At 65.3% G+C, this 12,349-nt stretch carries 10 protein-coding genes; 3 read left to right on the top strand and 7 right to left on the bottom strand.

Annotation, left to right across the window (positions count from 1 at the left end):
• Positions 1-67 precede the first annotated feature (67 nt).
• Genes BMI85_RS14220 through BMI85_RS14210 form a run of 3 tightly spaced genes read right to left on the bottom strand, consistent with a single transcriptional unit; the run spans position 68 to position 3,326 of the window.
• Positions 68-928, bottom strand: a complete 861-nt coding sequence (locus BMI85_RS14220) for a glycosyltransferase family 2 protein (RefSeq protein ID WP_078601740.1) — start codon at positions 926-928, stop codon at positions 68-70.
• A complete protein-coding gene (locus BMI85_RS14215; RefSeq protein WP_078601739.1) occupies positions 928-2,091 on the bottom strand; it encodes a polysaccharide pyruvyl transferase family protein in 1,164 nt (387 codons plus the stop codon). Before BMI85_RS14215 ends, BMI85_RS14220 begins: the two co-directional genes overlap by 1 nt.
• On the bottom strand, positions 2,088-3,326 hold the full coding sequence (locus tag BMI85_RS14210; protein ID WP_078601738.1) for a Coenzyme F420 hydrogenase/dehydrogenase, beta subunit C-terminal domain: 1,239 nt from the start codon (positions 3,324-3,326) through the stop codon (positions 2,088-2,090). Before BMI85_RS14210 ends, BMI85_RS14215 begins: the two co-directional genes overlap by 4 nt.
• A gap of 198 nt (positions 3,327-3,524) precedes the next feature.
• Here BMI85_RS14210 and BMI85_RS14205 point away from each other — a divergent pair, with 198 nt between their 5' ends.
• From BMI85_RS14205 to BMI85_RS14195, 3 genes are all read left to right on the top strand, one after another.
• A complete protein-coding gene (locus BMI85_RS14205; protein WP_078601737.1) occupies positions 3,525-4,916 on the top strand; it encodes an oligosaccharide flippase family protein in 1,392 nt (463 codons plus the stop codon).
• Positions 4,917-4,990: 74 nt separating this feature from the next.
• A complete protein-coding gene (locus BMI85_RS14200; RefSeq protein ID WP_168174791.1) occupies positions 4,991-6,016 on the top strand; it encodes an SH3 domain-containing protein in 1,026 nt (341 codons plus the stop codon).
• Positions 6,017-6,049: 33 nt separating this feature from the next.
• Positions 6,050-6,469, top strand: a complete 420-nt coding sequence (locus BMI85_RS14195; protein ID WP_078601735.1) for a hypothetical protein — start codon at positions 6,050-6,052, stop codon at positions 6,467-6,469.
• A gap of 6 nt (positions 6,470-6,475) precedes the next feature.
• Here BMI85_RS14195 and BMI85_RS14190 read toward each other — a convergent pair whose 3' ends face one another.
• From BMI85_RS14190 to BMI85_RS14175, 4 genes are all read right to left on the bottom strand, one after another.
• The gene (locus BMI85_RS14190) at positions 6,476-6,817 is read right to left on the bottom strand and encodes a zinc ribbon domain-containing protein YjdM (RefSeq protein WP_075775641.1); all 342 of its coding nucleotides are present in this window, start codon (positions 6,815-6,817) and stop codon (positions 6,476-6,478) included.
• Between the two features lie 102 nt (positions 6,818-6,919).
• On the bottom strand, positions 6,920-7,534 hold the full coding sequence (locus BMI85_RS14185) for an HD domain-containing protein (RefSeq protein WP_246832055.1): 615 nt from the start codon (positions 7,532-7,534) through the stop codon (positions 6,920-6,922).
• 264 nt (positions 7,535-7,798) lie between these two features.
• The gene (locus tag BMI85_RS14180; RefSeq protein WP_078601734.1) at positions 7,799-8,044 is read right to left on the bottom strand and encodes a hypothetical protein; all 246 of its coding nucleotides are present in this window, start codon (positions 8,042-8,044) and stop codon (positions 7,799-7,801) included.
• A 148-nt stretch (positions 8,045-8,192) separates the two neighbouring features.
• Positions 8,193-11,852, bottom strand: coding sequence for a vitamin B12-dependent ribonucleotide reductase (locus BMI85_RS14175; RefSeq protein WP_078601733.1), 3,660 nt, complete (start codon positions 11,850-11,852; stop codon positions 8,193-8,195).
• Between the last annotated feature and the right edge of the window lie 497 nt (positions 11,853-12,349).

Genomic DNA, 12,349 nt, shown 5'->3' with positions numbered 1-12,349 from the left:
AGATCGACGCAGCAAGCGCTTTAACCCAGATTAAACCTTGCACATCGCCATTGTGGCCTTCGCGCCGCTAAAGCCGCCCGAAAATCGCCTGCCGCAGCATCCAGCCCATCCGCGCGAGCCGCAGCCTCGCAAGCGTCGCCACGGCGCGCCACCGCTCGGTCGCGTCGCGCAGGTCGGGATGGCGCAGCACCTTCGGCAGATGGGCGAGGATCGAGACGGGCATCAAGAGCGCCTTCGCCCCCCAGCGCAGCCGCGCGGGCAGGTTCGAGCCGTTCACGCCGAAGCCTTCTTCGGTCAGGCGCCGCCATTTGCGCGAGAGCGCCGCCCAGTCCTGCCGCGACGGGTGGCCCACACGCAAGCCTTCCGCATAGACCAGCGAATAGCCCTTCGCGGTCGCCCGACGGCACCAGTCGAGATCCTCCGACAGCCCCGCGATGAAGGGGCCGGTGGCTTCATAGACATCGCGCCGGGTCAGCAGGTTACCGGTGCCGGAGAACCCTTTCTCCTCGATGTAGCGGCGAAAATCGAAGGCGAAGACGGTCTCGAAGGCCTCTGCGCCGGATCGCGGCGGCGGGGTCTCGTCGAAGACGAAGACGTGCCCGCCAACCAGATCGCCCTGCCCGGCCACGGCGAAGGCGGTCGCGATCCAGTCCGGGTCGGCCACGCAGTCACTGTCGATGAAGAACAGCCTCGCCGCCGTCGTCTCCGCCACCCCGCGATTGCGGGCCTCTGCCGCGCCCTTCTTGGTCTCGGTCACGATCCGAAGGTCGGGATAGGCGGCGCGGACGGGGCCCAGATCATCGGTCGAGCCATTGTCGACCACCAGTAGCTCGCAACGCGTATCCAGCTGCGGCGCAAGCGTCTCGAGGCAGCGCAAGAGCCGCGTGACGTCGTTGTAATGCGGAATGATGATCGCGGCCTCGGCCATCACAGCGCCTCCATCAACTCGAGCAGCGCCGCGTCATAAGCCCCAAGCCGGTCGATCCCGCGCACCAGCGCCGCCTTCGCCTCTGCCGCAAGCCTGCCGCGATTGGTGAAGCCCTGCTCCAGCGCCGCCATCACCGCATCCGCATCCGCCGAGGTCGCATCGACCGTGTGGTCAAATCCCAGCGCGCCGAACAGCCCCGCGAATTTGCGGCTATAGGCGAGCGGCACCACAGCGACACCGGACGAGAACGCCGCGATACAGGCATGCATCCGTGCGCCGGTGAAGAAATCGAGCCCCGCGATATAGCTCTTCGCCTCGGACGGGCTTGCGAAGGCGGGCGCGCAGATCACCTCATGCGCAGCCGCCAGCGTCTTACAGGCGCGCAGGTCATCCTCGATCACCATCGGGCCTTCGGGAACGATCACATGCGGCACCAAATGGACCTCGGCCCCCTGCCCCTTGAACCAATCAATCGCGCGCGAGATCAGCGCGGGATAATCCAGCGCCATCCCGAAATCATTGCCCCCGTGATAGCCCCCTGCCATCAACAGCCCCGAGACATTGATCCCGACGCGCACCGGCCCACCGTCGCGCGGCGCGGGCGGATCATAGGGCAGCCGCAGCGCCAGATCGGAGGCCAGAACCGGCACGCCACGATAGCCCAGATCGTCCAGCGCCGCGCGCGAGCGTTCGTCGCGCACCGCCACCAAAGCTGAGCGGTTGAGGCTCAACCGCGCCAGCCGCTTCGACCAGCCTTTGGTGAAGGGTCCCACGGTCTGCGGCGCGACCACCAGAGGCGTGCCCGCGAGATGGGTGGCGAACTTCATCCAGAACATCTTCACCAACCGCGAGGCCCCGTAGATATCGGCGAAACTGTCGCCGCCACCAATGTCGATCACCAGATCAGCAGCCTTAACTTCGGCCCACAACCCTTTGGGAGATTTCAGAAACGCGCCATCCACCTCGATCAGCCGCAAATCATCGCCTGACACATAGGGCGCGCGTCGGTCCTTCCAGTCGAGCACGGTGATCGCAATCTCGCGCCCCGCTTTGGCGGCAAGATCGCGCAGCAGGGCGATCTCCGACACGGTCAGTGCGCCGACGCCAAGATTGTCCGAGCGCGTCGAGTGGAAGATCAGGCAGACGCGCAGCGTGCGGCTCATTTTCGGCCCCGCAACACACGTCGGACCGTGCCCGCGAAATTGCGCAGGTTCCGCGTGACCGGGTTTTGCAGCGCGCAGGCGCGCAGGTTCATCCCCTCGTAGCACGGGATCGGACGGGCCATCAGTTTGAGCGCGGCGAGACGCGCAAAAAGGGCGCGGCGACGTTCGCGCTGACCGGGCTGGATCGCGGCCAGTTCCGCCACATCGAACGGCGCGGTCTCGACCGCCGCGGCCGCCTCGGCCTCCCTCAGAATTTCCGCGCCGAGCCGCGTGCGCGCCACAATCAGGCTGCGTCCCGGCGCCTCCTCGAACAGCGGATAGCCCGCATCGTCGGCCTCCCACGCATCGGCGCAGACCAGATCGGCGGCGACGCCGGTGCCATCGGCGCAAATCTTGCAGCGGTGCTGGACATGGCGCGAGAGCACCCCGCCCCAGGCCGCGTGATAGCTCGTCTCGCGGGTAGAGCCATCATGCAGCGCGGCCACCGTCTTTCCCGGCCAGCCATTGCCGCGATAGCGCAGGCCCGCCAGCTGAGCCTCGGGCGCGCCCATCTCCGCCAGCAATTCCCGCGCGCCCTCCGCGCTGGGAACGCCCGCGCAGAAGAAGGACAGGATCACCGGGAAACTCCGCGCAAGTTTCGGATCTCGCGCGACCAGCGCCCGCAAAGCCACCGCATCGCAAGGCTTTCCGATCACCGCGAAGCGCCGCCCGTCCGCGATCAGCAACGACAGATCGGCCAGCGGGGCCGAAGGCGCATAGCGTGAGCCCGCCGCCCCCAGAACCTCGTCGCGCGTGGTGCTCAGCCGCATCCGGTTGCCGATCGGGTTGTCGGGATCGGGCTCGATCTGGGCGATGGCGTCGACGCGACCCGATTGCAGCAGATGCAGCGCCAGCGCCGAGAGCGCCCCGCCCGAGGCCCCCGCATGGCGCAGGTCGGCATCGGTGGCATGGCCGCTTTTCATCTCGATGAAGCGCCCCCAGAGCGGCTCCTCTCCGGGCGCGACGCGCTGCGCGCTCTGGCCCAAGCCCGGGCAGCAGGCGGCGATCGCGGTCTCCGCTCGCGCGCTGATCTCGGCGCTTTGCACCGGGCGCAGGAAGCCCCGCGCATCGGGCGCCATCGCGATCGCGTCCGGCGCGACCCCGGCACACAGCCCGCAGCCCGCGCAGAGATCGCCCGCCGCGACATGGGCGAGCGCCTCGCTCGAAGGCGTCGAAATGGGGCTGTGATGGGTCATGCTCGGCCGATCTGGTTTTTCAAGGAGTTGAACAGCAAAGCCGTGAATCTGGCAAGGCTTGGCTGGGTCGGTCGGCGCGCGTGACGTGGCCGTCAAGCCACAGCCGTCACAGCGCGCTTGACCCGACGGCCCCTCGGGCGGGATTATGGGCGCAAAACATGCGCGGGCGGCCAAACCCCGCGCCATATCGGACAGTACATGCTTCGCACCGCGATCCTCATCCTCAGCGGGAACGCCGCCACCTCGGCGCTGATGCTCGCGCGCAATCTGCTGATCGCGCGGCTGATCCCGGTCGCCGATTACGGCGTGGCCGCGACTTTCGCGATGGTAATGGCAGTGATCGAGATGGGCTCGACGCTGGGGCTGCAGCAGCAGATCGTGCAGTCGAAACGCGGCGACGACCCCGCGTTTCAGGCAGCACTGCAAGGCTTTCAACTGCTGCGCGGCGTGATTGCGGCGGCGGCGTTGTTCGTGCTGGCCGGGCCGATCGCAGGCTTCCTCGATATCCCCGAGGCCGCATCTGCCTATCGCTGGCTCGCGCTTGTGCCGCTCCTGACGGCGGCGCAGCATTTCGACATCCACCGCGCCCAGCGCAGGGGCCACTATCGCCCGATGCTGCTGACAGGCGCCCTGCCCGCACTGGCCGCGCTGATCGCGATCTGGCCGCTCTCGCGCCTCTTCGACGACTGGCAGGTGGCGCTTTGGGCGATCCTGCTGCACGCGGCCCTCGGCGTTCTGGTCTCGCACCTGATGGCCGAGCGCCGCTACCGCCCGCGCCTCGACCATGCCGAGATGCGCGCGAACCTGCGTTTCGGCGCACCGCTTCTGGCCAATGCTGCCCTGATGTATCTGGTCTTTCAGGGCGACAAGATCATCGTCGGGCGGCTGGCGGGGATGGAAGCGCTGGCGATCTTCGCGATGGGCATGACGCTGACGCTGACGCCCACGCTGATTGGCGCGAAATCGGTGCAGAATCTCTTTCTGCCGAAACTCTCGGCCGCGCATGGCCGTACGGACGCCTCCGCGCATCGCCAGCTTGCCGGGGCGACCTTCGAGGGGATGTTCCTCACCGGATCGATCCTGCTGCTGGGCACGGTCCTGATCGGACCGCTCGTCGTCACGGCCCTTCTGGGGGCGAAATATGCAAACCTCCTGCCGCTCCTGATCCCCTTCGCGCTGATGAACGCGATCCGCGCGATCAAGAACGGGCCGAGCACGGTCGCGCTCTCGGCGGGGCAGACCGATAACGGCTTTTGGGGGAACCTGCCCCGGATCGCGGTTCTCCCGCTGAGCTATTGGGCGCTGATTGAGACCGCCTCGGTCGTGCCGGTGATCTGGCTCGGGGTCGCGGGCGAGGCGATCGGTCTTGGCGTGGCGCTCTGGCGGCTGTCGCGGATCATGGCGCTGCCTCAGGTCGGCCGCGCCGCGCTGACGACCGCACTCGTGCTGGTCGCGATCCCGCTGATCACACTCGCCGCGCCCGGCACGCTGGTGATCTGGCCGGTCGCGCTGATCCTGATCGCGGTGCAACTTGCCGCCCTGCCCCATCTGCGGGCCTATTTCGGACGCCCGCAGATCGGCACTGCCTGACCCCGCGCCTCTGTACGATTTTCGTGCTACACTCCCCGATGACGCGCGCCATAAACCAAAGAGGGAGGATCGGTATGAACCGGTTTCTGGGTTATGTCTTCGTCGCGGCTTTGTCATTCACCACACCTGTCCTTGCCGAGGAGATGCGTGAGGTTCCGGTCTATTTCTCAGCCGGAGCGGATAACGCGGTTCTGAGCGACCGCATCAAGGGCTATGATAGCGTGATCTACACGATCGGCGCCGAGGCCGGACAGACGATCGATATCAAGCTGTCCACGAACCACACCGCCACGTATTTCAACCTCTACGGTCCCGGGAGCGGCCCGGGCGATCAGGCGATCATGACCAGCCAGTTAACGCCCGAGCTGAACCACTACACAGGCACGCTGCCCAGTTCGGGAACCTACAAGATCTCGGTCTACATGATGCGCTCGGCGGCGCGGCGCGACGAAGTTGCGAAATTCGACATCCGGATCGGGATCACCGGGAAGACCGGCGCGATCGTGCAGGGCGATTATGCCGACGGGCTACAGGGCGGGCCGGATTTCTGGCAGGTCCAGACCGGCGATATCAACGACCCGCTGAACCTGCGCGCGGGGCCCTCGACGGGGGCGGCGATCCTCGGGCGGTTCCCCGAGGGGGCGATCCTGCGCAACATGGGTTGTCGGATGGCCGAGGGCCAGCGCTGGTGTCAGGTCGCGGCGACCGAAGGGTCTCTGACCGGCTGGGTTGCCGGGCGCTACCTTCGTGAAGGCTCCTCCCCGCCGCCACGCGTGGCCGAACCCGAGACCCGCGATCAGCAGGTCCAGTTCGCCCCCGGCACGAGCGGCGCGGTGCTGAGATCGACCCTCGCCCCCGGAGCCGCGGTGAACTACCGGCTCGGCGCCCGGGAAAAGCAGTTCCTGACGGCACAGCTCCAGACCGACTCGCCTGCGGTGCATTTCAACATCTTCACCCCGGACGGCGAGCTTCTCTACGAGAGCCGCGGCGGCAGGCGGGACTATCGCGGCCAGCTCTGGCTCAACGGGGAGAACCGGATCACGGTCTACAATATCGGTGACGCCCCGGCCCCCTTCACGATGATCGTCGGGATCGAGTGAGCGCGGGCGGCGCAAATCGGGGAGGACAGCTAGATGACGAGGATGACGACACTCACACGCAGGGCCGCAACCGCGATCCTCTCGGGCGTGACCCTGATCGCGCTCGCAGCCTGCGTTCCAGAGCCACCCGACGGACGGCCAAGCCCGCTCGATGGGCACTGGGTCGGAAGGTACACTCCCCAGACCATGCATGTGATGGATCGCCCCTGCACGCCGGGCTACGGCGGGATACTCATCCGGGGCGGCCGGCTTTCGGGCCAGGCCACCAACACCTACGGAGCATCCTACAGGATTTCCGGGCATGTCGTCGGGGCCGACCGGATCGTCGGGAATTTCTACTTCCGGACGCGCTCTGTCGGCTCGCTCAAGGGGCACCTCGTCGAGGGGCGCCTCGTGGGGAATTATGAAAACGTCGACGGATGCAGGGGCAGCTGGGTCGCCACGCGACAGTGAGGAGGCTTACTCGGAAACCTTTTTCACGAATTGCGACTTCAGCCCCATCTGACCGATGCCGGGCACCTTGCAGTCGATGTCGTGATCGCCATCCACGAGACGAATGCCGCGCACCTTGGTGCCGACCTTCACGACCGAGGAGGAGCCCTTCACCTTGAGGTCCTTGATCACCGTCACCGTGTCGCCGTCGTTCAGTACGTTGCCGACCGCATCGCGCACCTCGGCGGGCGCATCCGCGTCACCCGAGGCCGACCATTCATGGCCGCATTCGGGACAGATCAGGAGAGCGTCCATCTCGTAGGTGAAGGACGAGTTGCATTCGGGGCACGGGGGCAAGGTATCGCTCATGGGTCATGCCCTTAGTCTCACGCGCCTGTTATCGCCAGAAAAATCGTTCACCTGCGACAAAAAGCGAGATGCACCGGTGCGACCGGCGCGGCTCCAGCCCACTCAGGCGGGATCGGGCAGGCCGTGAACCTCGCCCGCACGCAGCACCTCGGGCGCATAGGCCTTGCGGGCGAACACCTCGCGGACATCCTCGACGAAGCTCTCCAGCGGGTCCATCGGATAGGCCGGATCGAAGCTCGACTGATCCCAGCGCTCGCAGAATTGCTCGCAGCTGTTGTAGCAGGGATGATCCTTGAATTTCTGCCGCTCTTCCGGGTCCCAGCCGTAGTGATGGCCGTAATAGGCGATCTGGAAGATGCCGTGATGCTCCACCACCCACGAGACCTCTTCGCGGACATAGGGGCGCAGGATTTCAGCGGCCATCCGGTCGTGGTTCTGCGGGGCGAGCCGGTCGCCGATATCGTGCAGCAGCGCCGCTACGACCCAATCGAGATCCGCCCCGTCGCGCCGGGCCCGCGTCGCCGCCTGCAGCCCGTGTTCGAGCCGCGTGATCTGGTAGCCCGACAGCGTCTCCTCCGCCTGCGCGGCCAATTCGCGCAACAGCCGGTCCGCCGTGCCTGCAAGGAAGGGCTTTTCCAGCTCTTCGAGCAGTTCGTAATCCTCGCGGGTGCCGTCTTTCATCTGGGTGAAGGAGACTGTCGGTCCGGATGCGGTCATCTGCGGTCCTTCCGGTTGCGGGTTTCGATCCTCGGCCCCCTCGGGCCCCAGCGCATATCGTGACGCGAGGCCGCGCAAATGACCAGAACCCGCCCCTGCCCTCTCCGCAAGAAATAATGCGGCCCTCTCCGGGGGGTTGGAGAGGGCCAGTTTCGCCGATCAGGCTCATTCGTTGACCGCCCGAATTTATCGTCGTTTTGCCTGGGCCTTCTCAGCGTCTGGGGCGAGCGCACCCGCCCCGGATCTCGTTTTCGCGCGCGGCGCTTAGTGCAGCGCCATCTCGCGCGCGGTCATCAGCGTGACGGTTGTCGCGCTACCGGCCATGCGGATATCGGTCACGTCCAGCGCGTGGTGATCGAGGTCGCCGCCGAGGCAGGCGATCTCGATGCCGGTGAAGGTTGCGTCGATCAGCGAGGTCAGTTCCTCGCCCACCAGCTCGGCCTCGATGCCACCGGGAATCCGGCGCGTGGCTTTCGGGGTCACCTTCTTATTGCCGACGATCAGATCCAATTTCCGCTCCTTTTGCCGCCTTTGGCGGTCGTTCTGTCCCTCAGCCCGCCATGCGAATGGGCCCCGGTCGTCACGTCCCAGTCCCCGCCACGCGGATCGCGTGGCGTCGTCGTCGGGGCCCCGGCCGCCAGACCGAGACCCCTGTCCCTCAAGAGCAACCGCTGGTCGCCCCGCAGGTGTTGCACTTCATGCAGGTGCCGTTGCGCACGAGCGTGTAGTTGCCGCAATCGCCGCAGGCTTCGCCCTCGTAGCCCTGCATCTTCGCCTTGGCGCGGGCATCCATCTGGACACCGCCAGAGGAGACCGCCGTGGAGCTGGACGCACGGGCCTGCGCGCTTTGCGCGGGCATCTGCGAGGTCACGACGTCCACACCGCCCTGCAGCACCATCAGCTCTTGCGGCAGGCGCTTGCGCAGGTAGCCGGTCGAGGAAATCTGGCGCAGCACTTCGAGCGATTTCGACGCGTTCTCGGACATCGGCTCGACATTGCCATCGGCGCGCTTGCCCTCGTTCTCGCCGCCGCCCAGATCGTCGAAGCTGGTGCCCTGCGGCTTGATATGCGCGAGATCGGTGCGGTCGAGATAGGACACGGCGAGTTCGCGGAACACGTAATCGAGGATCGAGGTCGCGTTCTTGATCGAGTCGTTGCCCTGAACCATCCCGGCGGGTTCGAACTTGGTGAAGGTGAAGGCGTCCACGAACTCCTCCAGCGGCACGCCGTATTGCAGGCCGACCGACACGGCGATCGCGAAGTTGTTCATCATCGCCCGGAAGCCAGCGCCTTCCTTGTGCATGTCGATGAAGATCTCGCCCAACGTGCCGTCGTGGTATTCGCCGGTGCGCAGATAGACCTTGTGGCCGCCCACGACCGCCTTCTGGGTGTAGCCCTTGCGGCGCTCGGGGAGCTTCTCGCGGTGGCTGCGCACGATCTCCTTGACCAGCACCTTCTCGACGATCTTCTCGGCGAGAACGGCGGCCTTTTCCTGGGTCGAACCGGTGGCGAGAATTTCCTCGGCCTCCTCGTCATCCTCGACCAGCGCGGCGGCCAGCGGCTGCGACAGCTTGGAGCCGTCACGATAGAGCGCGTTGGCCTTGATGCCGAGCGACCAGCTGAGCTCGTAAGCCGCTTTCACGTCTTCGATCGAGGCGTGGTTCGCCATGTTGATCGTCTTCGAGATCGCCCCCGAGATGAAGCTCTGCGCGGCGGCCATCATGTAGATGTGGCTGTCGACGCTGAGGTAACGCTTACCCTTCTTGCCGCAGGGGTTGGCGCAGTCGAACACGCTCAGGTGCTCGTCCTTCAGGTGCGGCGCCCCTTCCAGCGTCATCGTCCCGCAGACATGGTCGTTTGCGGCGTCGATCTGCTTCTTGGTGAAGCCGAGGTGACGCAGCATGTCGAAGGTCGGATCGTTCAGCTTCTCGGCCGGGATGCCCAGCGTCTGGGTGCAGAACTCCTCGCCCAGCGTCCACTGGTTGAAGACGAAGCGGATATCGAAGGCGGTCGGCAGCGCGGCCTCGACCTTCTCGATCTCGCGCGGGCCGAAGCCGTGGCCGATCAGCGCCGTGGTGTTGATGTCGGGGCAGTTGCCGAGGCTCGCGTGACCCACGGCATAGGCGATGATCTCTTCGATCTGCGCCGACCCGTAGCCCAGCGTCTCGAGCGCGCCCGGCACCGAGCGGTTGATGATCTTGAAGTAGCCGCCGCCTGCGAGCTTCTTGAACTTCACCAGCGCGAAGTCCGGCTCGATCCCGGTGGTGTCGCAATCCATCACGAGACCGATCGTCCCGGTCGGCGCGATCACCGACACTTGGGCGTTGCGGTAGCCGTGCTTCTCGCCCAGCGCCAGCGCCTCGTCCCAGGCTTGGGTGGCGAGCGCGACCAGATCCTGATCGGGGCAGCCCTTGTGATCAAGCGCGACCGGCTTGGTCTCGAGCCCCTCGTAGCCCTCGGTCTTGCCGTATGCCGCGTTGCGGTGGTTACGGATGACGCGCAGCATGTGCTTGGCGTTCTTCTCGTAGCCCGGGAAAGCGCCCAGCTCACCCGCCATCTCGGCCGAGGTGGCGTAGGAGACACCGGTCATCACGGCAGTCAGCGCGCCACAGAGCGCCCGGCCCTCTTTGCTGTCGTAGCCCAGACCCATGTTCATCAGCAGGCCGCCGATATTGGCATAGCCGAGGCCCAGCGTGCGGAAGTCGTAGCTGCGCTGCGCGATTTCCTTCGAGGGGAACTGCGCCATCAGCACCGAGATTTCCAGCGTCACGGTCCACAGACGGGTGGCGTGCATGTAGCTTTCCGCGTCGAACTTGCCGTCCTTGTAGAAGGTCAGCAGGTTCATCGAAGCGAGGTTACACGCCGTGTCGTCGAGGAACATGTATTCCGAGCACGGGTTCGATCCGCGGATCGCGCCGTCTTCGGGGCAGGTATGCCATTCGTTGACCGTGTCGTGGAACTGGATGCCCGGATCGGCGCAGGCCCAGGCGGCGTGGCCAACCTGCTCCCACAGATCGCGGGCTTTCACGGTCTTCGCGACCTTGCCGTCGGTGCGGCGCACCAGCTCCCAATCGGCATCGTCCTTCACCGCTTTCAGGAAAGCGTTGGTGACGCGTACCGAGTTGTTCGAGTTCTGGCCCGAAACCGAGACATAGGCTTCCGAGTCCCAGTCGGTGTCGTAGGTCGGGAATTCGATGCTGGCATAACCCTGCCGCGCATATTGCAGCACGCGGTTGATGTAGGTCTCCGGGATCATCACGCGCTTGGCGGATTTGATCGCGTCTTTCAACGCCTCGTTCTGGGTCGGATCGACCGAGGTTTCCGTCGAGCCGTCGAATTCGCGAATGGCGGTGAAGATGCCGTTCAGCTCACGCTCATGCAGCTTGGAGCCCGCGACCAGCGAGGCCACTTTCTGCTCTTCGATGACCTTCCAGTTGACGAATTCCTCGATATCGGGGTGATCCATGTCGCAGATCACCATCTTCGCCGCGCGGCGCGTTGTGCCGCCCGACTTGATCGCACCCGCTGCGCGGTCGCCGATCTTGAGGAAGCCCATCAGGCCCGAGGATTTGCCGCCGCCCGAGAGGCTCTCGCCTTCGGCGCGCAGGCTCGAGAAATTGGTGCCGGTGCCCGAGCCGTATTTGAACAGGCGCGCCTCACGGACCCAGAGGTCCATGATCCCGCCCTCTTTCACCAGATCGTCGGAGACCGACTGAATGAAGCAGGCATGGGGCTGCGGATGCTCGTAGGCCGAGGTCGAGGAGGTCAGCGTGCCCGACTTGTGATCGACATAGAAGTGACCCTGACCGGGGCCGTCGATGCCGTAAGCCCAGTGCAGGCCGGTGTTGAACCATTGCGGCGAGTTCGGCGCGGCCATCTGTTCGGCCAGCATGAAGCGCATCTCGTCATAGTAAGCCTGCGCATCAGCTTCCGTGGAGAAGTAGCCGCCCTTCCAGCCCCAATAGCACCAGGCACCAGCGAGACGGTCGAACACTTGCTTGGCCGAGTTTTCACCGGTGTAGCGCGCCTCTTCGGGGAGCTGAGCAAGCGCCTCTTCATCGGGAACCGAGCGCCACAGGAATTCCGGCACGCCCTTCTCTTTGACCTTCTTCAGCGCCGCCGGAACGCCGGCCTTGCGGAAGTATTTCTGCGCGAGCACGTCGGATGCCACCTGGCTCCAGCGGCCGGGCACTTCGACCGACTCATTTCGGAACACCACTTTCCCGTCGGGGTTGCGAATCTCAGACGTGGTCGTCGTGAATTCCAGCGCGCCGTAAGCGCCGGTTTCGTCGGTGGTGAACTTCCGTTCGATCTTCATTGCCCTGTCCCCGTTTGCAGTCAGTCCAATCCGGTGCCGGCGGGAGCCGCAGAAGACAAAGAAGCCCGGGCCTCGCAGTCGACACCGCGAGGGCTGCGCGCCCCGGATTCGGGGGTGCAATGTCCGAAATCTGTCCCTTGGCCCTAGGCTCCACTACATCTGGTGGGTTAGCCTCCGACACCACACAACCTGCCGTAGGCGCACCGCGCCGTCAACGAAACTTTCACCTTGAGTCAGTCCATTTTTCAGTTGACCGACCCCAAGGGAAGCGCGCTGCACGATTCCTCCACATTTGGTTAACGCATGGGCGCTGCATTGCGGCACCAATAAGGGCCAAATTTCATTGAAGATTCGGGGGCTTTAGCCGCTCATCTGGCAATTTCAATCCACAGAACGCAATATCTTGTGGATAGCCTCGCCGAGGTTGCGCAAAAATTGGGCAAAGCCGAAGAGCGTGTCGCTAGTGTCACAATCAAGAGCCTACCACTAGATATAGA

Origin of the sequence: Thioclava sp. DLFJ4-1, from assembly GCF_002020145.1 — a bacterium.
In the GTDB taxonomy this organism is placed as follows: Bacteria; Pseudomonadota; Alphaproteobacteria; order Rhodobacterales; family Rhodobacteraceae; genus Thioclava; species Thioclava sediminum.
Note: the sequence above shows the minus strand (reverse complement) of the source record. Positions and strands in the feature narration are given on the sequence as shown.

Excerpts from the sequence above, each read along its gene's own strand:
- BMI85_RS14220 (WP_078601740.1), bottom strand. The coding sequence starts at position 928 with ATGGCCGAGGCCGCGATCATCATTCCGCATTACAACGACGTCACGCGG.
- BMI85_RS14215 (WP_078601739.1), bottom strand. The coding sequence starts at position 2,091 with ATGAGCCGCACGCTGCGCGTCTGCCTGATCTTCCACTCGACGCGCTCG.
- BMI85_RS14210 (WP_078601738.1), bottom strand. The coding sequence starts at position 3,326 with ATGACCCATCACAGCCCCATTTCGACGCCTTCGAGCGAGGCGCTCGCC.
- BMI85_RS14205 (WP_078601737.1), top strand. The coding sequence starts at position 3,525 with ATGCTTCGCACCGCGATCCTCATCCTCAGCGGGAACGCCGCCACCTCG.
- BMI85_RS14200 (WP_168174791.1), top strand. The coding sequence starts at position 4,991 with ATGAACCGGTTTCTGGGTTATGTCTTCGTCGCGGCTTTGTCATTCACC.
- BMI85_RS14195 (WP_078601735.1), top strand. The coding sequence starts at position 6,050 with ATGACGAGGATGACGACACTCACACGCAGGGCCGCAACCGCGATCCTC.
- BMI85_RS14190 (WP_075775641.1), bottom strand. The coding sequence starts at position 6,817 with ATGAGCGATACCTTGCCCCCGTGCCCCGAATGCAACTCGTCCTTCACC.
- BMI85_RS14185 (WP_246832055.1), bottom strand. The coding sequence starts at position 7,534 with ATGACCGCATCCGGACCGACAGTCTCCTTCACCCAGATGAAAGACGGC.
- BMI85_RS14175 (WP_078601733.1), bottom strand. The coding sequence starts at position 11,852 with ATGAAGATCGAACGGAAGTTCACCACCGACGAAACCGGCGCTTACGGC.